This window comes from Streptomyces sp. DSM 110735, from assembly GCF_016482685.1.
Taxonomy (GTDB): Bacteria; Actinomycetota; Actinomycetes; order Streptomycetales; family Streptomycetaceae; genus Streptomyces.
This window is the reverse complement of sequence record NZ_JACYHF010000021.1, coordinates 80,818-105,680: the sequence shown is the minus strand read 5'-3', so window position 1 is coordinate 105,680 and position 24,863 is coordinate 80,818. Positions and strand designations below refer to the sequence as shown.

General features: G+C 72.0%; 24 protein-coding genes. 10 read left to right on the top strand and 14 right to left on the bottom strand.

Annotation, left to right across the window (positions count from 1 at the left end; translation table 11 throughout):
• The 3 genes from IF655_RS25870 to IF655_RS25860 form a co-directional block, all read left to right on the top strand.
• Positions 1-1,720, top strand: a 1,720-nt coding sequence (locus IF655_RS25870; RefSeq protein WP_199587525.1) for a serine hydrolase, incomplete at its 5' end; no start/stop codon positions are given.
• Between the two features lie 197 nt (positions 1,721-1,917).
• A complete protein-coding gene (locus IF655_RS25865) occupies positions 1,918-3,942 on the top strand; it encodes an MFS transporter (protein ID WP_199587524.1) in 2,025 nt (674 codons plus the stop codon).
• Positions 3,943-4,116: 174 nt separating this feature from the next.
• Positions 4,117-5,232 carry an ADP-ribosylglycohydrolase family protein gene (locus tag IF655_RS25860; RefSeq protein ID WP_199587523.1) on the top strand — a complete coding sequence of 372 codons (1,116 nt, stop codon included), beginning with the start codon at positions 4,117-4,119 and terminating at the stop codon, positions 5,230-5,232.
• Positions 5,233-5,259: 27 nt separating this feature from the next.
• Here the strand turns inward: IF655_RS25860 and IF655_RS25855 are convergent, their stop codons facing one another.
• Together IF655_RS25855 and IF655_RS25850 are read right to left on the bottom strand one after the other, a co-directional pair.
• Positions 5,260-6,807 (bottom strand): sodium:solute symporter family protein, encoded by a 1,548-nt coding sequence (locus tag IF655_RS25855; RefSeq protein ID WP_199587522.1) that lies wholly within the window; start codon positions 6,805-6,807, stop codon positions 5,260-5,262.
• Positions 6,808-6,966: 159 nt separating this feature from the next.
• Positions 6,967-7,902, bottom strand: a complete 936-nt coding sequence (locus tag IF655_RS25850; RefSeq protein WP_199587521.1) for a LysR family transcriptional regulator — start codon at positions 7,900-7,902, stop codon at positions 6,967-6,969.
• 124 nt (positions 7,903-8,026) lie between these two features.
• On the opposite strand from IF655_RS25850, the gene IF655_RS25845 reads away from it, so the two are divergent.
• A complete protein-coding gene (locus IF655_RS25845; protein WP_199587520.1) occupies positions 8,027-9,277 on the top strand; it encodes an MFS transporter in 1,251 nt (416 codons plus the stop codon).
• Here IF655_RS25845 and IF655_RS25840 read toward each other — a convergent pair.
• Positions 9,268-9,801, bottom strand: a complete 534-nt coding sequence (locus IF655_RS25840) for a DUF2165 domain-containing protein (RefSeq protein WP_199587519.1) — start codon at positions 9,799-9,801, stop codon at positions 9,268-9,270. The genes IF655_RS25845 and IF655_RS25840 overlap by 10 nt on opposite strands.
• A gap of 171 nt (positions 9,802-9,972) precedes the next feature.
• On the opposite strand from IF655_RS25840, the gene IF655_RS25835 reads away from it, so the two are divergent.
• The gene (locus tag IF655_RS25835; protein WP_199587518.1) at positions 9,973-10,455 is read left to right on the top strand and encodes a MarR family winged helix-turn-helix transcriptional regulator; all 483 of its coding nucleotides are present in this window, start codon (positions 9,973-9,975) and stop codon (positions 10,453-10,455) included.
• A gap of 11 nt (positions 10,456-10,466) precedes the next feature.
• Positions 10,467-10,910 (top strand): MarR family transcriptional regulator, encoded by a 444-nt coding sequence (locus IF655_RS25830; protein WP_199587517.1) that lies wholly within the window; start codon positions 10,467-10,469, stop codon positions 10,908-10,910.
• Between the two features lie 12 nt (positions 10,911-10,922).
• Here IF655_RS25830 and IF655_RS25825 read toward each other — a convergent pair whose 3' ends face one another.
• From IF655_RS25825 to IF655_RS25800, 6 genes are all read right to left on the bottom strand, one after another.
• Positions 10,923-11,420 (bottom strand): DUF3291 domain-containing protein, encoded by a 498-nt coding sequence (locus IF655_RS25825; RefSeq protein ID WP_199587516.1) that lies wholly within the window; start codon positions 11,418-11,420, stop codon positions 10,923-10,925.
• A gap of 122 nt (positions 11,421-11,542) precedes the next feature.
• Positions 11,543-12,187 (bottom strand): LysE family translocator, encoded by a 645-nt coding sequence (locus tag IF655_RS25820; RefSeq protein WP_199587533.1) that lies wholly within the window; start codon positions 12,185-12,187, stop codon positions 11,543-11,545.
• A gap of 35 nt (positions 12,188-12,222) precedes the next feature.
• Positions 12,223-12,675 carry a pentapeptide repeat-containing protein gene (locus IF655_RS25815; RefSeq protein WP_199587515.1) on the bottom strand — a complete coding sequence of 151 codons (453 nt, stop codon included), beginning with the start codon at positions 12,673-12,675 and terminating at the stop codon, positions 12,223-12,225.
• A gap of 13 nt (positions 12,676-12,688) precedes the next feature.
• Complete coding sequence (locus IF655_RS25810) at positions 12,689-13,402, bottom strand: alpha/beta fold hydrolase (RefSeq protein ID WP_199587514.1); 714 nt, start codon at positions 13,400-13,402, stop codon at positions 12,689-12,691.
• 109 nt (positions 13,403-13,511) lie between these two features.
• On the bottom strand, positions 13,512-14,522 hold the full coding sequence (locus IF655_RS25805) for a transcriptional regulator (protein ID WP_307815061.1): 1,011 nt from the start codon (positions 14,520-14,522) through the stop codon (positions 13,512-13,514).
• 127 nt (positions 14,523-14,649) lie between these two features.
• Positions 14,650-14,946, bottom strand: coding sequence for a LysE family transporter (locus IF655_RS25800; protein ID WP_199587512.1), 297 nt, complete (start codon positions 14,944-14,946; stop codon positions 14,650-14,652).
• An 80-nt stretch (positions 14,947-15,026) separates the two neighbouring features.
• On the opposite strand from IF655_RS25800, the gene IF655_RS25795 reads away from it, so the two are divergent.
• Positions 15,027-15,251 carry a hypothetical protein gene (locus IF655_RS25795; protein WP_199587511.1) on the top strand — a complete coding sequence of 75 codons (225 nt, stop codon included), beginning with the start codon at positions 15,027-15,029 and terminating at the stop codon, positions 15,249-15,251.
• A gap of 30 nt (positions 15,252-15,281) precedes the next feature.
• Here IF655_RS25795 and IF655_RS25790 read toward each other — a convergent pair whose 3' ends face one another.
• Both IF655_RS25790 and IF655_RS25785 read right to left on the bottom strand, forming a co-directional pair.
• Complete coding sequence (locus IF655_RS25790; protein WP_199587510.1) at positions 15,282-15,470, bottom strand: DUF397 domain-containing protein; 189 nt, start codon at positions 15,468-15,470, stop codon at positions 15,282-15,284.
• Positions 15,467-16,279, bottom strand: coding sequence for a helix-turn-helix transcriptional regulator (locus IF655_RS25785; RefSeq protein ID WP_199587509.1), 813 nt, complete (start codon positions 16,277-16,279; stop codon positions 15,467-15,469). The genes IF655_RS25790 and IF655_RS25785 overlap by 4 nt, the downstream gene beginning before the upstream one ends.
• A gap of 115 nt (positions 16,280-16,394) precedes the next feature.
• On the opposite strand from IF655_RS25785, the gene IF655_RS25780 reads away from it, so the two are divergent.
• The gene (locus tag IF655_RS25780) at positions 16,395-16,805 is read left to right on the top strand and encodes an ATP-binding protein (RefSeq protein ID WP_307815059.1); all 411 of its coding nucleotides are present in this window, start codon (positions 16,395-16,397) and stop codon (positions 16,803-16,805) included.
• Here IF655_RS25780 and IF655_RS25775 read toward each other — a convergent pair.
• Both IF655_RS25775 and IF655_RS25770 read right to left on the bottom strand, forming a co-directional pair.
• Positions 16,798-17,370 carry a hypothetical protein gene (locus IF655_RS25775; protein ID WP_199587508.1) on the bottom strand — a complete coding sequence of 191 codons (573 nt, stop codon included), beginning with the start codon at positions 17,368-17,370 and terminating at the stop codon, positions 16,798-16,800. The genes IF655_RS25780 and IF655_RS25775 overlap by 8 nt on opposite strands.
• 59 nt (positions 17,371-17,429) lie before the next feature.
• Positions 17,430-20,015 carry a bifunctional FO biosynthesis protein CofGH gene (locus IF655_RS25770; protein WP_199587507.1) on the bottom strand — a complete coding sequence of 862 codons (2,586 nt, stop codon included), beginning with the start codon at positions 20,013-20,015 and terminating at the stop codon, positions 17,430-17,432.
• A gap of 317 nt (positions 20,016-20,332) precedes the next feature.
• On the opposite strand from IF655_RS25770, the gene IF655_RS25765 reads away from it, so the two are divergent.
• Both IF655_RS25765 and IF655_RS25760 read left to right on the top strand, forming a co-directional pair.
• Positions 20,333-23,281, top strand: coding sequence for a BTAD domain-containing putative transcriptional regulator (locus IF655_RS25765; protein ID WP_199587506.1), 2,949 nt, complete (start codon positions 20,333-20,335; stop codon positions 23,279-23,281).
• 185 nt (positions 23,282-23,466) lie between these two features.
• On the top strand, positions 23,467-23,649 hold the full coding sequence (locus tag IF655_RS25760) for a hypothetical protein (protein ID WP_199587505.1): 183 nt from the start codon (positions 23,467-23,469) through the stop codon (positions 23,647-23,649).
• A 102-nt stretch (positions 23,650-23,751) separates the two neighbouring features.
• Here the strand turns inward: IF655_RS25760 and IF655_RS25755 are convergent, their stop codons facing one another.
• Positions 23,752-24,786, bottom strand: a complete 1,035-nt coding sequence (locus IF655_RS25755) for an endonuclease/exonuclease/phosphatase family protein (RefSeq protein ID WP_199587504.1) — start codon at positions 24,784-24,786, stop codon at positions 23,752-23,754.
• Positions 24,787-24,863: the final 77 nt, after the last annotated feature.

Genomic DNA, 24,863 nt, shown 5'->3' with positions numbered 1-24,863 from the left:
CTCCGGCACCAAGCCCAGCCCCACCGACAAGGTCGAGGGCGACGCCGCCCCCTCGGACAGGGACGACGAGAAGTCCGCCTCCGCCGACAGCTCCGACCGTAAGTCTTCCCCCGCCCCCAAGCAGGGACCGGCCGACAAGCCCGGCGGCAAGCTCATCCCCGCCCCCGGCGACAAGGCGACCCCGACAGACCAGCCCACCACCACCCTCCGCTCCCCCAAGCAACCGCAGCCCCCCAAGGATCAGCCGACCACCACCCTCCGCGCGCCGAAGGAGGTTGATCAGCCGACGACCATGCTGAAGGTCGGGGGGAAGGAGAAGGAGGCTGAGAAGACCAGTCGGTTTGTCGCGCTCAAGGGGGACATAAGGACCGCCCCGGCGGAAGAGACGCGGACCGTGCCGCAGGTCGGGCCGGAGCGGACGACGCAGCAGCCGTTGCCGCCGAAGCCGCCGCTGGACCTGCTGGCGGAGCTGACGAACACCCCGCCCCCGCCGGAGACCCCGGTGCGGACGCTGGTGCGCAGGGTCAAGATCTGGACGCCGCTGGTGCTGCTGCTGGTGGTGATCCTGGGCGTCGTACAGGCGCTGCGCCCGCTGCCCGCGCCCACGCTGGACCTGACCGCGAAGGACAGCTACACCTTCGAGGGCGGGAAGGTCCAGATCCCGTGGCCCGCGGAGGGACAGGCCGCGCTGGATGTTCAGGGCGTCGGCACGTTCGGCTCCTCCGGCTCGGACAAGCCCGTGCCGACCGCGAGCGTCGCCAAGGTGATGACCGCGTATCTGATCCTGCACGACCACCCGCTCAAGAGCGGCGCCGCCGGTCCGAAGATCAAGATCGACAAGACGGCGGAGTCGCAGTCGAAGGCGGGCCAGGAGTCGACGGTGGACGTCACCGCCGGTGACCGGATCACCCAGCGCGAGGCGCTCCAGGACATCCTGCTGGCGTCCGCGAACAACATCGCCCGTCTGCTCGCCCGCTGGGACGCCGGTTCGGTGGACGCGTTCGTCGCGAAGATGAACACGACCGCCAAGCGTCTGGGCATGAGCAACACCAAGTACACCGACCCCTCCGGTCTGACCGACTCCACGGTCAGCACCGCGCGGGACCAGGTGAAGCTGGCGAAGGCGGCGATGACGTACCCCGCCTTCCGCGAGGTCGCGGCGATGATGTCGTACACCGACTACAAGGGCACGTACCACTCGAACTGGAACCAGCTCGTCGGGCACAACAACGTCGTCGGCATCAAGACCGGCACCACCACCTCCGCCCTCGGCAACCTGGTGTTCGCCGCGAAGCAGGACGTGGACGGCGAGACCCGGATGATCATCGGCGCGGTGATGCGGCAGCCCGCGGGCGGTCCGGAGAACACCATCCTGAGCGCCGCCCTGGACCACAGCGACAAGCTGATCCGGGCCGCGCAGGGCGCCCTGAAGTCGGCGACGGTCCTGAAGAAGGGCACGGTCGTCGGGTACGTGGACGACGGTCTCGGCGGACGGACGCCCGTCGAGGTGACCGAGGACGTGAAGGCGACCGGCTGGGCGGGTCTGAAGGTGAAGCTCTCCTTCACCGGCGGTCCGGTCCCGCACACCGCGAAGGCGGGGACGAAGGTCGGTTCCCTGACCGTCGGTGACGGTTCGACCGGTGCCGTCCAGGTGCCCGTCGCACTGCGTGACGACCTCGCGGAGCCCGGTCTCGGCAGCAAGCTGACGCGCCTGGGCTGACCCCGGCACCCGCACCCGTCGCACCCCGCCGCATGTGTTCCCCGCCCGGGAGCCGTGCGGCGGGGTGCGTGCTAGCGTCACGAAACGGGGCAGGTCACCGGTCACGGGACAGGGCCGCAGCGGGACGAGGACCGGCCGGGAGCACGTACGGGACAGGTGGCCGGGAACAGCAGACGGGACACGGGGAGTGCCTTCAGGTGGCCACAGCCGAGCCGACACGCGCCGACCACACCGAGGGCGGAGGTCGCATGAGCCCTGAGCCCGGTACGGACGTCACGGGTACCGCCGGGCGGACCCTGAGCCCCGACCGCGCGGACGCCGACACCCCGCCCGCCTGGCGCCGTTGGCCACGCGAGCACCCCGTCCTGTTCATCACCGCCCTCGCCGCCGTGCTGCACGTGATCTGGTTCTTCACGTCCGCCAACAGCGGCGGCGACCTCGCGGCGCAGGACGCCTGGGCGGAGTTCGTCGGCCGGCACCCCGACTCGGCGTACAACCTCGCCTGGTACGGCGGGATGCACCCGGTGTCGTACAGCGTGCTGTCGCCGTATCTGATGTCCGTGCTCGGCGTGCGCACGACGATGATGATCGCGGGGACGTTCTCCGCCGGGCTGCTGACGCTGATCCTGGTGCGCGGGCGGGCGGTGCGCGAGCCGCTGTGGCCCGCGCTGGCCGGGGTGTTCGCGCTGATGGGCAACGCCGCCTCGGGCCGGGTGACGTTCGGGCTCGGCACGATGTTCGCGCTCGGGGCGGTCGCGGCGGTGTTCTGCTGGCCGTACCAGGGCAGGTACGCGAGCTGGGCGAAGGCGCTGGCGGCAGCCCCGCTGGCGCTGCTCGCCGGGGTGTTCGCGCTGCTCGCCGGGGCGGTCTCCGGCTGGGTGGCGTACGGACTTGCCGCGCTGTTCGGGATCGGCGCGGTCGCGGTGCTGCTCTACTGGCCCTACGAGGGGCGCTACAAGCGCTGGGCGAAGGCGCTGGCCGCCGCGCCGCTGGCCGCGCTCGCGACGATGTCCTCGCCGGTGGCGGGGCTGTTCGTGGGTCTGGTGGCGGTCGCGCTGTTCCTCCAGAAGCGGCGTCCGGGCGCGTGGGCGCTGGGGCTCGCCCCGGCGGCGGTGGTGGCGCTCTCCGCGTGGCTGTTCCCGTTCTCCGGCACCCAGCCGATGACGTTCGGCTCGGTGATCATGCCGCTGCTGTACGGGCTGCTGTGTCTGGCGCTGGTGCCGCGCCAGTGGGTGACGGTGCGGCTGACGGCCGGGGTCTACAGCGTGGCCGTGGTGCTGGTGTGGCTGATCAGCTCGCAGATCGGCACGAACATCTCGCGTCTTCCGATGCTGTTCGCGGGCACGGCGCTGGTGGCGGCGCTGCCGTTCGCGGTGCCGCGCACGCACAAGTGGTACGCGCTGGTGCTGGCCATCGCCGGGTTCGTGGGCTGGATCGGGTTCAAGTCGGTGGACGACGTGATCCACACGACCCCGGCGGCGTCCTGGGCGCGTGAGCTGGCGCCGCTGGTGAACGAACTCCAGCAGGTGGGCGCGGAGAAGGGGCGGGTGGAGGTGGTCCCGGCGCGCTCGCACCGCGAGGCGTCCGCGCTCGCGCCGTACGTGAACCTGGCGCGCGGCTGGAACCGCCAGGCGGACATGGAGCGCAACCCGCTCTTCTACGACGACACCCTCAACTCGGCGAACTACCACGAGTGGCTGCAGCGCTGGGCCGTGCACTACGTGGTGCTGCCGAAGGCGGACGACCCGGACGGCGACGGCGGGGAGCGCGAGCGGGAGCTGGTGCTGCGCGGGATGCCGTATCTGAAGCAGGTGTGGGGGAACGCGGACTGGCAGTTGTTCCGGGTCACGGACCCGGTGCCGCTGGCCGAGCCGAACGCGGTGGTGCTGCGCGCCGAGCAGGGCGAGATGACCCTGAAGGTGAGCCGGGCGGGACGCGTCCTGATCCGCATTCCGTACTCGCCGTGGCTGAGCGTGGTGGACGAGCACGGCAAGCCGCTCAAGCCGCCGCAGGAGACGGAGGCGTCCAAGGAGCGGGCGGACGGTGTGCCGAAGACGTACGTCAACGTCAGCGGCTGTCTGGCGGAGACCCCGCAGGACGCGGAGGGCGACGCCTGGACGGTGCTGCTGGCGCCGCGCGCGGGGACGTACCACCTGGCGGCGCCGTACCAGTTGCCGCGCGGGACGCCGTGTCCGCAGGAACTGAAGGACGCCAAGGGGTGAGATCCGGCCGTTACCTCCGTTCACAGTGGCTCACACCTGTGAACACGTGAGCAAAGCGTTCACACCTGACCGGGATTGGTCTCGCGAGGTCGGTTTGCGCGGCTGATCGGACCGTTCGCGGTCCATTACAGTGCTGCCCGTCGGCCGGACGCGAGGTGCCGTGAGGGGGTCTGCATGGGTGCGACGAGCGGCGCCGTCTGGGGTCGCACCGAGCAGCAGGACTTCCGCAGCCGGGTGCGCGGCACCCTGCTGGGCATCGCGCTCGGGGACACCCTCGGCGCGCCCGTGGACGTGCTCGGTCTCGACGAGATCCGCTCGGCGTACGGTGCGGAGGGCGTGCTCGACCTGGGTTTCGCGCACGGGCGGCGCGGCGCGGTCACCCATCACACCCAGCTCACCCTGTTCACGGTGGACGGTCTGATCCGCGCGCAGGTCCGCCGGGACACCGGTGCCTGGCATCCGCCGACCGATCTGCACCGGGCGTACCTGCGCTGGCGGGCGACCCAGCGGGACTGGGGTCCCGACGAGCGGCGCAGGGAGGACGGCTGGCTGGCTCGCGAGGAGTGGCTGTACGCCCGCAGGGAGCCGCCGAGGTCGCTGCTGAGCGGGCTGGGCGACGAGGTGATGGGCACCCTGGAGCGGCCGAAGAACCCCGGTGAGCTGGGTCCCGAGGCGGTGGCGCGCTCGGGTCCCTTCGGGCTCCTGGTGGGCTGGGAGCCGCAGTTGGTGGCGCAGTTGTCCGTGGAGTGCGCGGCGCAGACCCACGGGCACCCGGTCGCGTGTCTGGCGGCGGGGGCGTACGCCGTGATCGTGCACGCCCTCGCGCGCGGCGAGGACCTGGACGCGGCGGTGTGGGGCACGGTGGCGCTGCTGTCGGCGCGCCCGGGTCATCAGGCGGTCGTGGAGGCGCTCCAGCACGCGGTGAACGCGGTGCGCCTCGGCCCGCCGAACCCGGTGCGGGTGGAGGAGCTGGCCGGGGACGGCACGGCGGACGGGCTGCTCGCGGCGGCCGTCTACTGCGCGCTGGCGGCGGACGACGTACGCCTCGGTCTGTGTCTGGCGGTGAACCAGTCCGGTCCCTCCGCCGCCGCCGGAGCCCTCACCGGGGGTCTGCTCGGCGCCCTGCACGGCGAGACGGCGCTGCCCCCGGCGTGGCTCGCCGAGCTGGAGGGTCGTCCCACGATCCTGGAGCTGGCGGACGACTTCGCCATGGAGATGACCCAGGGTCCGGCGCTGCACAGCCCGGCGGGTTCGGCACCGGGCTGGCTGGCGCGCTATCCGCGCGCCTGAGCTTCCGCGCGCCGGCCGTCCGCCCGGCTATCCGCGCGCCCGAGCCGCCGGGGCGGGTACGGCAGCCGCCGCGCCGTCGCCGTCGGTGTTGATCCGCTCGATGACCGCGAGGCGCTCGGGGGTGTCCTCGGGCTTGATCAGACCGATGACGACGTAGAGGACCAGGGAGACGGCGAGCGGCACCGAGACCTGGTACTGGAGCGGGACGCCGCCCTGGACGTGCCAGCTGATCGGGTAGTTGACCAGCCAGAAGGCGAGCAGTCCGGCGGCCCAGCTCGTGAGCGCGGCGGTCGGACCCGAGCGGCGGAAGGGGCGCAGCAGACCCAGCATCATCGGGATGGCGATGGGACCCATGAGCCCGGCGACCCACTTGATGACGACGGTGATGATGTCCTTCAGGGCGGGCGAGTCGACCTGGGTGGCGACCGCCATCGACAGGGCGAGGAAGACGACGGTGGTCACCCGCGCCGCGAGGAGTCCCACGCGCTCGCCCCAGTCCCGCGCCCGCCGCCACAGCACGGGCACCACGTCCTGGGTGAAGACGGCGGCGACGGCATTGGCGTCGGAGGAGCACATGGCCATGGTGTGGGAGAAGAAGCCGACGACCACGAGCCCCAGCAGACCGTGCGGCAGGAGCTGTTCGGTCATCAGGGCGTAGGAGTCGGAGCCGTCGGGCTTCTTCGCCGTCACCAGGAGCGGGGCGAGCCACATCGGCAGGAACAGCACCAGGGGCCACACCAGCCACAGCAGCGCGGAGAGCCGGGCGGAGCGCTCTGCCTCGCGGGCGGAGGCGGTGGCCATGTAGCGCTGAGCCTGGTTGAGCATGCCGCCGTTGTACTCGAACAGCTTGATGAACAGGAACGCCAGCAGGAAGACGGTGCCGTAGGGACCCGCGAGGGGCTGGGTGTGGTCGTGCAGGGCGGGCTGGTCCCAGGCGTCGAGGAGACCGATGTGCCGGTCGCCCAGCTTCACGGCGACGGCGACGAGCATCGCGATCCCGGCGAGCAACTGGATGACGAACTGGCCGAGTTCGGTGAGCGCGTCCGCCCACAGACCGCCGATGGTGCAGTAGACGGCGGTGATCGCGCCGGTGATGAGGATGCCCTGGTTCAGGGAGAGTCCGGTGAACACCGAGAGCAGGGTGGCGATGGCGGCCCACTTGGCGCCCACGTCCACGATCTTCAGCAGCATCCCGGACCAGGCGAGTGCCTGCTGGGTGCGCAGGTCGTAGCGGTTCTTCAGGTACTCGAGGGGGGAGGCGACGCGCAGCCGGGAGCGCAGGCGGTTGACGCGGGGCGCGAAGAGCCGGGAGCCGATGGCGATGCCGAGCGCGATGGGCAGCGCCCAGGTGACGTAGGAGGTGACGCCGTAGACGTAGGCGATGCCCGCGTAGCCGGTGAACATCACGGCGCTGTAGCCCGACATGTGGTGGGAGATGCCGGACAGCCACCAGGGCATCCGCCCGCCCGCGGTGAAGAAGTCGCCCACGTCGTCCACGCGCCGGTGCGACCAGACGCCGATGGCCACCATCACGCCGAAGTAGCCGATCAGTACGGCCCAGTCGAGACCGTTCATGTCTCACCCTCCAGCGTCCGCAGTCGTGTTCGGCAGTCAGGGATGTGAACTCCGGCTACGACCATGGGGGTTGAGGCGTGGAGGCGTCGAGTCACGGGCAGGTAAAATCGTTCGCCGGGGTGACTGGCGTTCAGATGTGTGAACGCGATCGAGGGGTGCTCAGTGCGGGCGGACCCAGTCCGGCACCCAGGTCCCGGGCACGTCGTGGGCGGGCGTCGCTCCCGCGAGGTAGGCGCGCAGGGTGGTCAGGGCGGGATGGGGGTTGTCCCGGTGCCAGAGGAGGGAGTGCGGGTAGACGGGGACCGGGTCGGTGACCGGGATGCGGCGCAGACCATGTCCTGCGGGCCAGACGAGACGGGTGGGCTCGCCCATGAAGGTGGCCAGGGCCGGGGTGTCGGCGATGGTGTCGAGGAGGGCGTCGGAGCCGAAGTTGGGTCCGGTCACCTCGATGGTGAGCCCGAACTCGGCGGCGAGGTCGTCGTAGTAGGCGGCCCACTCGGTGCCGGGGGCGACGCCGGGCATCCAGATCCGGTGCCCGGCGAGCCGGGCGAGGGTCACGGACCGGGCGCCCGCCAGCGCGTGGGCGGGACCGGTGAGGAGCTGGAGCGGCTCGTCGAGCACCCGCACGGACGCGATGTCCTCCGGCAGGGGACGGCCGGGCGCGGCGACGGCGCGGAAGGACGCGTCGATCGCGCCCGAGCGGATGGCGGTGACGGCGGTCTCGATGTCGAACAGCGTCAGCACGTCGAGGTCGATCTCGGGGTGCGCGCGGTGGAAACCGCGCATCAGACCCGACTGCGCGCTGCGCGAGGCGAGCACGTCGACGCGCAGCGGACGGCTCCCCCGGTGCACGGAGGCAGTGGCGCGTTCGGCCACGCGCAGCAGTTCGCGCGCGTGCGGCAGGAACGCCTGCCCGTCGATGGTCAGCTCGGCGCCGCGCGGGGTGCGGGTGAACAGCCTTACCCCCAGGACGCGTTCCAGGGCGGCGATCCGCTTGGACACCGCCTGCTGGGTGACCGCCAGCTCGTCGGCAGCCTCCCGGAACCGCCCGGCGTCGGCGACGGCGACGAAGGTGCGCACGGTGTCGAGGTCCATGGGGTCAGGCTACGGCGACAACTACGGGTTGTCACACAGTGGCTCCACGGTTGTTTGATCCCAGCTCGGCGGTGCCGCTTTGATGCAACTGGTCGCGGATCGGTTGTGGAGGCGGGAGACGGGCATGAGGAACGGGCGCGGGCTCGGGCGGTCCTTCGGGTGGCTGTGGGGGGCGTACGGGACGAGCGCGCTCGGCACCTGGCTCGCCTTCGGCGCGTTCCCGCTGATCGCCGTCCAGGTGCTGCGCGCGGGACCCGCGGAGGTCGCCGCGCTGTCCTCGGCGGGGGCTGCGGTGGGCGCGGCGGTGGCGGTGCCGCTCGGACCCTGGGTGGAGTTCCGGCGCAAGCGTCCGGTGCTGATCGCGATGGACCTGGTGCGGTGCGCGGCGCTGCTGACGATCCCGGTCGCGTACGCGCTCGGCGCGCTGAGCTTCGTCCAGTTGCTGCTGGTCTCGGTGGTGGTCGCGGCGGCGGACATCACCTTCCGGGCGGCTTCCGGGGCGTACCTCAAGACGCTGCTGCCGCCCGGTGACCTGCTCGCCGCCAACGCGCGCTTCGAGTCGACGGCGTGGACCACGACGATCATCGGACCACCGCTGGGCGGCGCGGCGATCGGACTGCTGGGACCGGTGGCGACGGTGGTGGCGGACGCGGTGAGCTATCTGCTCTCGGCGCTGGGGCTGCGGGCGATCGGGGGCGGGGAGGCGCGACCCGCCGCCGACCGCGGGACTACGGCGCGGCTGCGCCCCGGTGATCTGGTGGCGGGCTGGCGGTACATCCTGGCGGACCCCACCCTGCGCCCGCTGTTCCTCAACGCGGCGGTGTTCAACGGGCTGTTGATGGCGACCGAGCCGCTGCTCGCGGTGCTGATGCTCGGGCATCTCGGGTTCACGCCGTGGCAGTACGGGCTCGCCTTCGCGGCGCCGTCGCTCGGCGGGCTGCTGGGCTCGCGGCTGGCTCGTCCGCTGGTGGCGCGGTACGGGCAGCACCGGGTGCTGACGGTTTCCGGGCGGCTGCGCGCCCTGTGGCCACTCGGACTCGCCTTCCTGGGTCCCGGCACGGGCGGGCTGCTGCTGGTGACGGGGGTCGAGCTGGGGCTCATCTTCTGCTGCGGGGTCTTCAACCCGGTCAGCGCGACCTGCCGCCTGGAGCGGACCCGCACCGACCGGGTCACCCGCGTGCTGTCCGCCTGGACGGTGACGACGAAGGCGACGACAGCCCTGCTGACAGCCGTGTGGGGTGTCCTGGGCTCGCTGCTCGGACCGCGTACGGCGATCGGACTGGCGGGGCTGCTGCTGCTGGCGACGCCGCTGCTGCTGCCCCGCCGTACGGCGGAGGTGCCGACCGATGCCGAGGCGTCCCCGGCTCACGCCTGAGGCGACCGCCGCTCCGGCAACTGGTTCACGACCAGCGCGACCCCGCTGACCAGGACGATCCGGGTCGCCGCGTCCAGCCCGTTCCACGCCTTGGACTGCCACATCGCGAACCACTCCCCGCCGATGGCGATGAACCCGGCGCCGAAGAGGAGTATCAGCATCAGCAGCCCGTAGGTGGAGACCCGGCGCGCCCGCTCGGTGTCCCGCCGCGCCCACAGCCAGGTGCCCAGGATCAGCACGGCGGCGGCGACCGTCTCCCACGCGATGATCGCCACGTACGCGGTGTCCTGAAGCGCGGTGCTGGTGATCGCCCGCCACATCAGGGCGTCGTCCTTGAACGTCGTGTCCATCGCCAGCACATGCCGGACGTACTGCTGGTTCGACCCGAAGTCGGTGATGTTCCCGAGGGCGACGAGGGCGATGTACAGCGCGAGCACGCCGGTGAACACGCCCGCTGCCAGGGAGAGACCGGTGCGGGGCGTGGTCGGGGTGGGGGCGCTGATGTCGGTGGGAGTGGTGGTCATGGCTGAATTCTCCCTGGAGTGGCGGGAGTTGTGCCGCACGCATCGCGCCAGAATGCGGGGACGGGTGTGGCGGTCCCGTCCGGTCCGGTCCGGTCCGGTCCGGTCCGGTCCGGTCCGGTCCGGTCCGGAAAACAGTAGCCATGGACATAGTAGCCATGTACTCTATTTCTCATGAGCAAGGGTTCACCGCCGGGTCCCACGCCCGGATTCCTGGTATGGCGGCTCGCCAACAAGTGGCGGGTCGCGGTCGATCGCGCGGTGGCTCCGCTGGGTCTCACCCACGCGCAGTACTCCCTGGTCGCCTCGCTCCACGGCATGGGGCGCACCGGCGAGCGTCCCAGTCAGCGGCGGCTCGCCGACCACACCGGTCTGGAGGCGCTGTACGTCTCGAAGCTGGCGCGCGCCCTGGAGTCGGCGGGGCTGATCGAGCGCACCCGCGATCCCCGCGACCCGCGTGCCGTACAGCTCGCCCTCACCGAGCGGGGCGAGGAGGTCACCCGGCGGGCCATCACGGTGGTCCAGGAGCTGCACCAGCGGCTGCTGGAACCGCTCGGCGGTCCCGGCTCCCCGCGCACCCGCGCGTTCACCGACGAGCTGACGACCCTGCTCGACGCACCTCTCGCTCCCTCCGTCCCGCCCGACCAGAGCACCTAGAGGAGAACACCATGGCCACCACCGCACCCGACGCCGACGCCCGCGCTCTCGCCCTCGCGCACTACGCCGCCCGTGGCGTCCTGGAGCACGTCCTGGCCCGGCACGGCATCACGTTCCAGCAGCAGGTCGTGCTGCGCACCGCGGTCACCGCCGGGGTCCCGCAGACGCCGGACGAACTCGTCGCCCAGGTCCAGGGACTCCTCAAGACCGACCCCGTCGGCATCCGCGCCACCGTCGACGATCTGCTCGCCGAGCGGCTGCTGACCGAGGACGGTACGCGCCTGCGCCCCACGGACGAGGGGCGCGACGTGCTCGCCGACGTCGCCGCGGAGACCGCCCCCGTCTCCGCCCGCGTCTGGGGCGGCATCCCCGCCGAGGACCTCGCCGCCGCCGGGCGCGTCCTCGCCCTGGTCACCGAGCGCGCCAACGCGGAGCTCGCGGCACTGAAAGCCTGACCTCCCCGCCGGTCACGGGACGTCCTGGAAGGTGAAGGCGTGCGGGGCGGCGCCGTGGGCGTGGAGGTGCTCCAGGCGGGAGACGCCGTCCTGCCAGGTGGGGGTCGCGTCGTCGGGGACCCACCAGAGCACGTGGGTCGGGTGTCCCGTCCGCTCGAACCAGTCGTACCGCCTGCTCAGCGCCTCGCGGTGCACGCCGGTGTAGACGGCGTCGAACGCGGGGCGCGGACCGGTCCAGAGGGAGAGGGTCGCGGCGAGGGCGGTGGTCTCCGGTGTACGCCCCTTGCCGTACCAGTCCGGCACGGCGAACTCGCCCCACGCGCCCCAGTCCGCCCCGAAGAGCACGCCCTGCTCGCCGTCCGCCGCCTCGGCGTGCCCGAGGTAGCCGGGGCGCCCGCTGATCTCCGGGTAGACGGCAGCGCCGATGCCGTAGAACTCGCGTGTGAGCGGGGCGGGGTCGGAGAGGGGGAACTTCAGGACACCGAAGGTGTACAGCGCGAGACGGGGCATACGGGTCTCCCTGGTCGGGGGGCAACTCCGGTTTGGCCGGGGGTGGTTGCCGAGGACCCGGTGAAGGTAGCGGTCTGTGCGGACCCTGTCGAAGTTGCGTTTTCCCTGTCCGCGTGGCCGGGTCACGCCCGTGCGCGGGCGGGTACCTCGCGGGCGAGGGTGATCGCTACGGCGGCGAGGAGGGTGCCCGTGAGGCGGCGCTGCCATTTCGCCCAGGTCGGGCGGCGCTTGAGGAGAGCCGCTACGGATCCTGCCGCGAGCACGATCAAGCCGTTCACGGTGAGGCCCACGGCGATCTGGATGGCGCCGAGGGCGAACCCCTGGGCGGTGGTGTGACCGCGGGCGGGATCGATGAACTGCGGGATCAGCGCGAGGTACAGGATGGCGACCTTCGGGTTGAGCAGGTTGGTGATCAGCCCCATCCGCAGCAGCTTCCCGTACGAGTCGCGCTGGAGACCGCGCGGCTCGAACAGCCCGCGACCGCCCTGCCTGAGCGCCTGCCACGCCAGATACGCGAGGTAGGCGGCGCCGACCGCCTTGAAACCGATGTACAGCCACGGGACGGCGACGAAGACCACCGCGAGACCCACGTTGGCCAACGTCATGTACACCAGGAACCCCACCCCGGTCCCGACCAGCGAGACCAGCCCCGCCGCGCGTCCCTGGCTCACGCTCCGGGACACCAGGTACATCATGTTCGGGCCCGGCGTCAGCGCCATCCCCAGCTCGACCAGGGCCATTCCACCGGCTGCCGCCGTAGAGATCATCACGCGGTCACCCTGCCACGCCCTCGGCGGGCGGCTCAGCCCTTCCCCTCGGCGCCTGGGCGGACTCCGCCCGGTTCAGCTCGGCCGACCACCTGGTCGAGTGGGAGGTCGCGCAGGACGGCGTGGTCCAGTCGGGCGCCGGTGATGTCGGTCAGCCCGTGGGGCGGGGTGCCGGTGAGGACCCGGCCGAAGTGCGCGCCGGTCAGGTCCGCTCCCCGCAGGTCGGCGCCGGTCAGATCGCACCCCGCGAAGGAGACCCCGCGCAGGGAGGCGCCCCTCAGGTCCGCCCCGTGGAAGTCGCACAGCTTGAAACCGCACCCGTCCAGCGTGGCGTGCCGCAGGTCCGCCCCGCGGAACGAGCACCGCGTCAGCCGGAGTTCCCGCAGGTGCACCGAGGCGAGGTCATCGCCGTCGAAGCGCTCCCCGCGCAGAACCTCGTACTTGCGTCGGGACGCGAGCCGTTCCCTCGCCGTCAGCACTCTGCCCATGCCCGACATCGTGTCAGCCCAACGGGACGCCTGTCGTCGGCATTTCACCCTCCCCGCCCCGCGCGTCCAGCAGCAGCGCGGCGACCGCCTCCGGCGCCTCGCGCATCGCGTTGTGCCCGGTGGGGAGGTCGTGGACCCGCCAGTCGGGGTCGGCTGCCAGGCGGTTACGGAGATCCGCGAACGGGGTCCGGTCCTCCCACCCCGAGCAGTACACGAACTCCCGCCGGGGGACCTCCGCGAGCGCACCGGTCAGGCGGATCGTCTGGAGGAACGACGCGAGCGGATGCGGACGGCGCCGGGAATCGCCCCCCGGCGGTGGCTCCACGGCGTATCCGGTGCACGCCGCGCCCGCCGCGAACGCCTGCCGGTAACCCTCGGTCGTCACCGACCAGCACGAGTCGCCGTCCTGCGGCACGTACGCGTCGAGATGCACCAGCCGTGCGACCCTCCCGTCCGCCCGGTCCGCCGCCGCGGCGATCACCATGCCGCCGTAACTGTGGCCCACCAGCGTGGCGTTGGTGACATGAGCGCGGTCGAGGACCCGCAGTACGTCCTCGGCGTGCGTGTCGAGGTTGGCGCCCGCGACGGTCGCCCGGTCGTCGTCGGGGCGCAGCCCGGTCAGCGTCAGCGCGTGCACCGTGTGCCCGGCTTGCTCCAGCAGCGGGACCACGGTCTCGTACGACCAGGCGCCGTGCCAGCCGCCGGGGACGAGGACGAACGTTGCCATGCGTTATCTCTTTCTCCCGGGAGCGGAGGGACGAGCGCTGGGCAGAGCAAGCGGCGAAGCGGAGGAATTCCGTCCGGATGGCGGGCACTTCCTTCGGGCATCGGTGTGCTCAGCGCCGTAGGAGCGCCTTGGCGCGGTCGTGGAGGTCCCTGGCGAGCGGGTTCGTGGTGCGCGGCGCGACGGTGGAGAGCAGTGTGCGCACCCGGTCGTCGCACCGCCCGGACCGCACATGCGGATAGTCGTCCAGTGCCTTGCCCCAGGTGGCGACGGCTTCCTCCATGCGGCCCGCCTGCCACTGCCGCTCGGCGAGCATCGCGTTGTACCGCACACGTGTCCGCCGGTGGGTGGGCTCGCGGAGCCGGTCGGCGAGTTCCAGGGACTCGATCGACCCGGTGATGTCGCCCAGCTCGAACCGCACCTGAGCGAGGTGGTAGTTCAGGGCGCTGGGGTTGTAGGACCCGAGGGCTTTCGCTCTCGACTCGGCTCTCTCCATGGCGGTCTCGGCCGTCCTGATGTGGGCGAGGGCGGCCGGACGGTCGCCGTCCTGCGCGGCGGCGTGAGCCCGCTGCCCGGCCAGGAACGCCAGTAACCGCGGACCTGCCTGGGGGGACGCGGACGCAGCCGATTCCGACAGCCGCACCGCCTGCCGGGTGTGCCCGAGATCCACGGCCTGGACGCTCATGCCGCGCAGGGTCGTGCAGTACGTCAGGTGATCCCCGGCCCGGCGCGCGAGGTCGAGAGCCTTCACGTAGTACCGCTGCGCGAGGCCGTCCTCACGCTCGTCCATCGCCATGTACCCGGTGAGGTAGAGGTGGTCAGCGGCCGCCGACAGCATCGCGTTCCGTACCGGCTCCGATGCGCGCGCCTTGAGGTGCGGGATGATCGTGTTGACGAGGAATGCGGCCGCCATCGGCCGGGCCATACGGCCGCCGTACTCGTCGTCCAGGGTGCTGACGCACTCCGTCATGGCGATCACCGCCTGGACTTCGGCCATACCGATGCGGGCGTGCGGGTCGGTGTCCAGCCGGGACAAGCGACCGTCGATCTCCTGCCATCCGGGCACGGCGAGCGCCGCCGAGTACACGACCCCCCTGATCACGGTCCGCCTCGACGGGTCCATGTCCGCCCTCCCCAGGTCCATCGCCAACGTCTCAGCGAGCGTCTCACCAGCGGCTATCACCCCGAGCCCGACGCCGATCCCACCGGCCTCTTCATCGCCGCCTACTTCCACACCAGCGGCGAACCCCTCAGCAGCTTCGCCACCGCGCTCGAAGCAGCGCACCTCGCCGACCCGCACCCGGACACCGCCGACATGTCCGCCCACATGCTCCTCGTCGCGACGGTTGCCTGACGAGGATGAGCGCGGCGGCGCCGGTGGCGAGGACGATCAGGCCGTTCACTGTGAGGCCGACGGCGATCTGGATGGCGCCGAGGGTGAAGCCCTGGGCCGTGGTGTGGCCTCGGGAGGGGTCGATGAACTGCGGGATGAGCGCCAGGTAGAGGATCGCGACCTTCGGGTTCAGCAGGTTGGTGATCAGTCCCATCCGCAGCTCCGCCGACTGCCGCCGATGCGGTCATCATTTACGCCACCCCGCCGGACGCGGGGCTCACTACACTCCCCCCGATGAACAACATACGGTGCACCCAATGCGGTGCGGTGGGGCTGGAGCCGGGCTTCGTCGAGGACTCCGGCCAAGGCTCTCGCGGCTTCGCCCGCTGGATCGCGGGAGCCCTTGAGCGAGGCCCGCTCGGCAATGCCAAGCGGCTGGGCCGACCGCGCTGGCAGATCGACGCCTTCCGTTGCCCCACCTGCGCCCACCTCGAACTGTTCGCCACCCAGCGGGACTAGCGGCGCGCCGGGCACCGCAGCACCACGCCGTCAGCGGGTGTTGGTGGCGAAGTGGAGGAAGTCGGTCCAGGTGGTGGCGGGGACGGTGAGGTAGGCGCCGTTGTGGTTCTTCGAGTCGCGGATGTGGATCGTGGCGGGAGTGAGGGCGACTTCGACGCAGTCCGGCTCGTTGGCACCGCTGTAGCTGCTCTTGAACCACGTCAACGTGGGTGCCGTCATGTTCCTTCTCCCAAAATATTCTTGATGAACGCCAGGGATTCCAGGCGGGGCAGAGCCTGGGCCCGGATCATTCCATAGCGCATCTCGAGGGTCTGAACTTCCCGAGGGTCACCGATCATCCGGCTGTGCAGCTCGGCAGTCACGTAGCCCACCGCGTTGCCGTTTCGCAGTTTCAGTACCCGGAACGATCCGCTCACACCGGCGTGGTCCTCCCGGTCCGTGGGCATCACCTGGATCTCTACGTGCCGAGACTCGCCTACGGCCAGGAGGTGTTCAAGCTGTTTTCGCTGTACCAGTCTGCCTCCGACCGGCCTTCGTAGCGTCGCCTCTTCCTGGACAAACGTCATGAGCGGCCGTGGTGCCCGTTCGAAGACCTCCTTGCGGGCCATGCGTGCTGCGACACGGCGTCCGATCTCCTCCTCGGTGAGTGCCGGTCGCCGCATGGCGTACATGGCGTGGGCGTACTCCGGGATCTGGAGCAGTCCATGAATGTGGAGGACGCTGTAAGCGCCCATCTCCACGGACTCCTCTTCCAGCTTCTGCAAGTCCCGTACGTTCTTCGGGTACCTCGCCTTCTCCACATCGGCCTTCATCGCCGACAACTTGCCGCCCGCCCGGGTCACTTCATCAGCCTTGTCGAGCAAGTCCGGCTTCGGCACGCGCCGCCCCCGCTCCACCGACGCCACCATCTCCCCGCTGTACCCGATCGCCGCGCCCAACTCCGGCTGAGTCAGCCCCGCCGCTTCCCGCCACGCCCTGATCTGCCGTCCGACCGCACGCAGTACGGCCTCGGCTTCCTCGTCCTCCACCCGGCACCCCTCTTCCGCGTACCAGCCGTACCGTCACCGCAACCACCCGTACAGTCACGCTGCGTACCGTGGTCGTTGCTGTTCAGGGTAGGGACACGCGGCCACGCTGGGTGATGTGAATCAGAAATCTCAGTTGCGGATCCAGTTGTCCGCCACCCGCAGAGGCGCGCGCCTGGCGCGGCTGCTCGCCGAACGTCAACTGGACGAGTGGGGGATGCCGTTCGAGGCGGCTACGCAGGTGGTGGCCGAGTTCGCGGCGAACGCGGTGCTGCACGGCAGGGTGCGGGGAAGGGACTTCCGGCTGGAGTTGCGGCGGTACGACGACGGCACGCTGCGGATCGAGGTGACCGACGCGCGCGGGGAACGGCTCCCCGAGGTGCCGGAGCCCTCGACCGAACTGGCCGAGGGCGGGCGGGGGTTGCGGATCGTCGCCGCCTACGCGCAGCGCTGGGGTGTGATGGAGGCACCGGCGGGGGCGAAGACCCTGTGGGCGGAGCTGGCGCCGGGCGGGGCGGACGTTACTTGACGACCGCCACGCGCGTGCCCTGGTCGCCGAACGCCCACAGCGCGGCGCCGTCCGCCTTGTGGAGGCGGATGCCGGTGGTCTGCTTGCCGCCCGCGGGCGGGGGCGAGGAGCCGTCGATGGCGTTGGAGAAGGCGGCGTCACCGGCCGGGGTGTGGGTGAAGTACAGGATGTGCTCGATGGCGACGCCGTCGGAGCCGGTGGCGGCGGGCAGGCGACCGAGGACGGTGTAGCGGCCGGGCTGCGGGCTGACCGTGCCCGGCCACACCGTGAACGTGCGGACCGCCTTGCCGGTGGCGTCCACCAGCCAGACCCGCTTCTCACCGACCGCGTAGACGATCCGGCGCCCCTCCCCGGAGGCGTCCGGGAGCGCGGGCGGACCGGAGGGCTTCGGGGTGTCGGCGGTCGGGCTCGCGGTGGCGGTGGCCGTCGCCGAGGGGCGCGGTTTCACCGCCGCCGCCGTGGGATGCGGGCCGTGCTCGGCCTGTATCGCGAGGGCGATGACGGCGGCGGTCGCGCCCACCGTCAGTCCGGAGACCCAGGCCCACGAGGGCAGTCGGGCAGCCACGGGTACGCATCTCCTCCGCTGTGAGTCCCCCGCCTACATCCGGGGTCGGATCATCGTACTCAGTCCAGGACCGGCAGCAGATCCGGCAGGTGCCCGTCCGAGGCACGCGCCGCCTTCCGCCGCTCCTCGGACACCTCCCCGTAGAGCGTCGTACGGGGCTTCGACGGGCGCCCCGCCGCCTCCGCGACCGCCTCCAGGTCCCGTACGGACTTGTACGAGCCGTACGACGAACCCGCCATCCGCGAGATCGTCTCCTCCATCAGCGTGCCGCCCAGGTCGTTCGCGCCGGAGCGCAGCATCTCGGCGGCGCCCTCGGTGCCGAGCTTGACCCAGCTCGTCTGGATGTTCGGAATCCAGGGGTGGAGCAACAGCCGCGCCATCGCCGTCACCGCGCGGTTGTCCCGCATGGTCGGACCCGGGCGCGCGATGCCCGCGAGGTAGACGGGCGCGTTGGTGTGGATGAACGGCAGCGTCACGAACTCGGTGAAGCCGCCGGTGCGCTGCTGGATGCCCGCCAGGGTGCGCAGGTGTCCGAGCCAGTGGCGGGGCTGGTCCACATGGCCGTACATCATCGTCGAGGACGAGCGGATGCCCAGCTCGTGCGCCGTGCTGATCACCTCGATCCACGTCGCCGTGGGCAGCTTGCCCTTGGTGAGGATCCAGCGGACCTCGTCGTCCAGGATCTCGGCGGCGGTGCCGGGGACGGAGTCCAGACCCGCTTGCTTCGCCGCCGTCAGCCACTCGCGGATCGACAGTCCCGTCCGGGTCGCGCCGTTGACGACCTCCATCGGGGAGAAGGCGTGGACGTGCATCCCGGGGACGCGCTCCTTGACCGCCTTCGCGATGTCGAAGTACGCCGTGCCGGGCAGGTCGGGGTGGATGCCGCCCTGCATGCAGACCTCCACCGCGCCCACGTCCCACGCCTGCTGGGCGCGGTCGGCGACCTGGCTCAGGGAGAGGGTGTAGGCGTCGACGTCGGTGCGGCGCTGGGCGAAGGCGCAGAAGCGGCAGCCGGTGTAGCAGACGTTGGTGAAGTTGATGTTGCGCGTGACGATGTACGTGACGTCGTCCCCGACCACCGACTTGCGCACGTCGTCCGCGATCCGGCACAGCGCGTCCAGCGCCGGACCGTCGGCGTGGAGGAGAGCGAGCGCCTCGTCGTCGGTGAGCTTCGTCGGGTCGTCGGCGGCGGTGCGCAGTGCCTGCCGTACGTCCGTGTCGATGCGCTCGGGGACCATGCCGGGAGCCGCCGCCTCGCGCAGCTCGGACCAGTCGCCGTAGACCTCGTCGAAGTCGTCGCGGCGGTCGGAGGTGCGCCCGTCGGTGTCGATGGTGGTGTGCAGGTCGGTGCGCCCGCTCGCGGTGAAGACCTCCTCGGGCTCCTGCCAGGGGAGACCCTTCGGGAGTGCGTCCGGGCGGGCAAGACCCGTCTCCGGGTCGGCGAGCGCGTCCACGTGCGGGCGCAGCCGCGGGTCCAGCCAGGGTTCGCCCCTGCGGACGAACTCCGGGTACACGCACAGCCGTTCACGCAGCTCGAACCCCGCCTTCCGGGAGCGCTCGGTGAGCTGCTCGATCTGCGGCCAGGGGCGTTCGGGGTTGACGTGGTCGATGGTGAGCGGGGAGACCCCGCCCCAGTCGTCGATGCCGGCGCCGATCAGCCGCTCGTACTCGCCGTCGACGAGGTTCGGCGGTGCCTGGAGGCAGGCGGCGGGTCCCATGATGTGCCGGGCGACGGCAACCGTGGCGATCAGCTCGTCCAGTTCGGCGTCGGGCATCCCGCGCATGGCGGTGTCCGGCTTGGCGCGGAAGTTCTGGATGATCAGCTCCTGGACGCCGTGGTAGGCGCGGGCGACCTTCCGCAGCGCGAACAGCGACTCCGCGCGCTCCTCGTAGGTCTCCCCGATGCCGATCAGCAGCCCGGAGGTGAACGGCACGGAGGAGCGTCCCGCGTCCTCCAGCACCCGCAGCCGTACGGCGGGTTCCTTGTCCGGGGAGCCGTAGTGCGGACCGCCGGGCTCGGACCACAGGCGGGTCGCGGTCGTCTCCAGCATCATGCCCATGCTCGGCGCGACCGGCTTCAGCCGCTGGAAGTCCGTCCAGCTCATGACGCCCGGGTTGAGGTGGGGCAGCAGCCCGGTCTCCTCCAGGATGCGGATGGAGATGGCGCGGACGTAGGCGATCGTGTCGTCGTACCCGTGCGCGTCCAGCCACTCCCGCGCCTCGGGCCAGCGGTCCTCCGGCTTGTCCCCGAGGGTGATGAGCGCTTCCTTGCAGCCGAGCGCGGCGCCCTTGCGGGCGACGTCCAGCACCTCGTCCGGCGACATGAACATTCCGTGTCCGGCGCGGCGCAGCTTGCCCGGGACGGTGACGAACGTGCAGTAGTGGCACTTGTCCCGGCACAGCCGCGTCAGCGGGATGAACACGCTCTTGGAGTACGTGATGACGCCGGACCTGCCCGCCTGCTCAAGACCCGCGTCCCGCACCCGCGCTGCCGACGCGGCGAGGTCGGTCAGCGCCTCCCCGCGCGCCTGGAGCAGCACCGCCGCCTCGGCGACGTCGAGCGCGACACCGTCCCGCGCTCGTTTCAGGGCGCGACGCATGGAGTTCTCGGTGGGGCCGGTTCCGGGGGTCGCGGAAGTCGTCATTGGTTGAGCATACGTTCGGCGGCACGGGGTGCCAGGGGGCGTTCCCGGCCGGGGGTCCGCGCCGGTGTCCTGGAGTCCGCGCCGGTGTCCTGGGGTCCGCTTCGGTGGTCGACCTGGTCAGCGGTGGACCCGAGCGCCCGTCCTGCCCTTCACCGCCGCCCAGCCACCCGGAAAGCCGACGCGGCGCTCCCGTCCGGCATGTGGAGGGATTGTGGAGCCCCCCGCGCCGCCTTGTGATCGGCGTCTCGCACGGCTGACGGAAGTGGTCCTAAGAAGGCAAACTGGCCCTGTAAGAGGGATGTCTAGGGGGCGAGCGCATGGACGGTGGGCCGCGGGTGCCTGAGCAGCGGGTCAGCGGCTTTGCCGGGTTGCGGTTCGGGGTGCTCGGTCCGGTGCGGGCGTGGCGCGGGGACGAGCCGGTGGGCACCGGGTCGCCGCAGCAACGCGCCCTGCTGGCAGCCCTGTTGCTGCGCGAGGGGCGTACGGCGACGGCGGCAGAGCTGATCGACGCGCTGTGGGGCAGCGAGCCGCCGCAACAGGCGCTGGCGGCGGTGCGGACGTACGCCTCGCGGCTGCGCAAGGCGCTGGGTCCCGGCGTGCTGGTCAGCGAGTCCAGCGGGTACGCCGTACGGGGACTCGGCGAGGGCTCGCTCGACATCACCTCGGCGCAGGAGCTGGCCGCACGTGCCGAAAAGGCGCGCGGTGAGGGGGACTTGCCGGAGGCGGGGAAGCTGCTGCGGCTGGCGCTCGCGCTGTGGGACGGGGAGCCGCTGGCGGGCGTGCCGGGACCGTACGCCGAGACCCAGCGGGTGCGCCTTGAGGAATGGCGGCTCCAACTCCTCGAATCCCGGCTGGACATGGACCTGGAGCGGGGTCATCACGCCGAGGCGGTCTCGGAGCTGACCGCGCTCACGGCGGCGCATCCGCTGCGCGAGCGGTTCCGCGAGCTGCTGATGGTGGCGCTGTACCGCAGCGGACGCCAGGCGGAGGCGCTCGCCGTCTACGCGGACACCCGGCGGCTGCTCGCGGAGGAGCTGGGCGTGGACCCGCGCCCGGGTCTGAGCGAACTCCAGCAGCGCATCCTGCGCGCCGACCCCGCCCTCGCCGGACCCACACCGCCGCCCGCCGAGCCCGCCGTGGTGGCGGTCAAGCCCGCGCAACTGCCCGCTTCCGTACCGGACTTCACGGGTCGCGACGCGTTCGTGACGGAGCTGAGCGAGGTGCTCGCCTCGGCGTCGGAGGCGGAGGGGCGGGTGATGGCGGTGTCCGCGCTGGCCGGGATCGGCGGCGTCGGCAAGACCACGCTCGCGGTGCACGTCGCCCACCGCGCCCGCGCCGCCTTCCCCGACGGGCAGCTCTACGTCGACCTCCAGGGCGCCGGTCCCCGCCCGGCGGAGCCGGAGACGGTCCTCGGCTCCTTCCTGCGCGCCCTCGGCACCCCCGACCGCTCGATCCCGGACTCCCCGGAGGAGCGCGCCGCGCTGTACCGCTCGGTGCTCGACGGGCGCCGGGTCCTCGTCCTGCTGGACAACGCCAAGGACGCCGCCCAGGTGCGCCCGCTGCTGCCGGGCACGGCGGGCTGCGCGGCGCTGGTGACCGCGCGGGTGCGGATGACCGGTCTCGCCGGGGCGCATCTGGTGGACCTGGACGTGATGTCCCCGGAGGAGGCGCTGGCCCTCTTCACGCGGATCGTCGGCGCGGAGCGGGTCGCCGCCGAGCGCGAGTCCGCCCTCGACGTGGTGGCAGCCTGCGGATTCCTGCCGCTGGCGATCCGGATCGCCGCCTCCCGGCTCGCCGCCCGCCGCACCTGGACGGTCTCGGTGCTCGCCGCCAAGCTCGCCGACGAGCGGCGCAGGCTGGACGAACTCCAGGCAGGCGACCTCGCGGTGAAGGCCACCTTCGAGCTGGGCTACGGCCAGTTGGAGCCCGCGCAGGCGCGCGCGTTCCGGCTGCTCGGGCTCGCCGACGGACCCGACCTGTCGCTGGCCGCCGCCGCTGCCGTACTGGACCGCCCGCAGGAGGACACCGAGGACCTGCTGGAGTCCCTGGTGGACACCTCGCTCCTGGAGTCCGCCGCGCCCGGTCGCTACCGCTTCCACGACCTGGTCCGCCTCTACGCCCGCTCCTGCGCCGAGCGCGACGAGGCGGCGCCCGGCGAGTGCGCTGCCGCGCTCTCCCGGCTGCTGGACTTCTACCTCGCCACCGCCGCCCGGGTGTACGCCATCGAGCGCCCCGGCGACCGCACGGTGGAGCACCTCGACCCCGCCGCGCACGAGGGGCTGGCTTTCGCCGGGCACCGCGACGCCCTTGACTGGCTGTACGCGGAGGCGGACCCGCTGCTCGCGTGCGTACGGCAGTCGGCGTCCGGGGCGAGTCTGCGGCGGGCGGTGGACCTGCTCCTGGTCTCCAAGGACCTGGCCGAATCCGGCGCCAACGCCCATCAGTTCGGGGCGGCGGCGACCGCCGTACGGGACGCGGCGGAGGCTGCCGGGGACGCGCGCGCGGAGGGGCGGGCGCGCACCACGCTGGCGCAGGTGCACATGGCGGCGGGGCGGTTCGACGAGGCGGAGGCGGAGGCGCAGCGGGCGGTGGAGCTGGCGGACGCCGCCCGGGACCCGTGGATAGACTGCAACGCCCCGAGCGAGCGCGGGATCGTCGCCGCCTACCACCAGCGCAACGAGGAGGCGGAGACCTACCTCCAGCGCACCCTGGACGCCTACCGCGCCGACGGCAACCTGCCCGGCGAGGCGAGCGCCCTGTGCAATCTGTCCCGGGTGCGGCTCGCGATGGGGCAGGTGGACAGCGCGGTGGAGCTGGCGGAGGCGGGCGTCGCGATCTACCGTGACCTGGGTCTCTCCGTCCGTCTGGCGAACGGGAGTTACGCCCTCGGGCTGGCGCTCGCGGAGTCGGGACGGCAGGAGGAGGCGGAGGCACGCCTCACCGAGGCGCTGACCATCTTCCGCGACAGCAGGCAGCGGCTGTGGGAGGGCATGACGCTCTTCCGGCTCGCCGGGGTGCGGCTCGCGGCGGGGTGGCCCGCCGCCGCGGCGGCACAGGCGGAGCAGTCGCTCTCCGTGCTGCTGCACGTCGGCGGGGACTGGCGCCGGGCGGGGGTGCTGACCGTGCTCGGCAGGGCGCTGGACGCGCTCGGGGAGTCGGACCGGGCGCGTGCCTGCTGGACGGACGCGCTGGCCGTCTTCGAGCGACTGGACTCCCCCGAAGCCGCCGACCTGCGGAAACTGCTCACCCCGGCGACGACGGGCTGACAACGGGGGTCCCGGAGCGCCGCGTTCATCATTCGTTTATCGTGCCCGAGCACTCTCTAGGCAGTCGGCTCGGCGTTCACGGGGGACGTACGGGTCGGCTGGGCCCCGGCCCGTCCGGAAGTCCTCGGGGGAGCGGCCGGACGGGCCTGCCGTCCCAGCACACCTTCACAGCAACGGAGTTCAGGATGAGCGACGCCAAGAAGTCCGACAAGGTCACTCCTCAGGAGAGCCACATCACCGGCGGGGAGACGGCGGACGCCGCCGAGGCGACCCCGCAGGAGAGCCACATCACCGGCGGTGAGAACGCCGCTGAGCTGGACGACGTCACCACCCTGGAGAGCCACATCACCACCGGCGACCCGCGCTGAGACCGCTCCACCGGGGGGTGGAGCACGGGGGACACGGGGGAACACGGGGGACGTGAGGCCGCGGCGGCGCGGAGGGGGGACGCCGCCGCGGCTTTCGCGCGTTCACCAGCCGATACGCGCCGCCACCGGCAGGTGATCGCTTCCGGTGGCCGCGAGCGTCCATGAGCTGTGCGGGGTCACGCCCCTGACCAGGATCTGGTCGATCCGCACCGCGGGGAACCTCGCGGGCCAGGTGAAGCCGAAGCCGTCCCCCGCCGCGTCCTGGGCGGAGCGCAGCCGCGCGGTGATCCCCGCGAACGCCCGGTCGTCCAGGGTGCCGTTGAGGTCCCCGAGCAGCACCACCCGCTTGCTCGGGTCGTCCGCCAGCGCCTTGCCGAGAGCCCGCGCGCCGATGTCCCGGCTGTCCGTCCAGAAGCCCTTCCTGGGCATGAGCCGTACGGACCCCAGGTGGGCGACGTACACCGTCAGCGGACCGTGTCCGGTGGTCACCGTGGTGCGCAGCGCGCGGTTGGCGGGCAGCTTGTCGGCGGTCGTCTTGGTCGCCGCGAGCGGACCGAAGTCCATGATGTCGATCATCCGGGTGTCCGAGAGCGGCAGCCTGCTCCACAGCCCGACCGTGCCGCGCACCACGTGGTGCGGGTACGCCGTCGCGAGCCCCTTCTCGTATCGCGGCGTCGCCTTCGGGGTCAGCTCCTCCAGGGCCAGCACGTCCGCCCCTGAGGCGGTCAGGGCGCGGGCGGTGGCGGTGGGATCGGGGTTGCCCGCGCCGACGTTGTGGGAGACGACGGTGAGGTCGCCGCCCGGTCGGGACTTGTCGGTGAGCAGCCCGCCGAAGAGGCTCAGCCACACCGCGACCGGCAGCACCAGCGCGAGCACCGCCGGAGCGGACCGCCGCCACAGCGCCCCGGCCAGCAGCACCGGGACGCCCAGTCCGAGCCACGGCAGGACGTTCTCCAGCAGACTGCCGAGACCGCCGGGGTCCGGGAGGCTCGCGTGCAGGAGCATCAGCAGACCGAGCAGCAGGGCGAGTGCGGTGAGGACCGGGCCACGCTTCCAGGTCTCCGGGCGGGCGGCGGCGTGGAGCGCCCGGTGGAGACGCGCGCGCCGTCCGTCGGCACCGGGGGTTTCTCGTGTCATGCCGCCAGTCAAGGGCGGGTGATGTTGCCGGGGCGTATGCGCTTTTCGATACGTTGCCGATATGCGCCGCCTCGTAG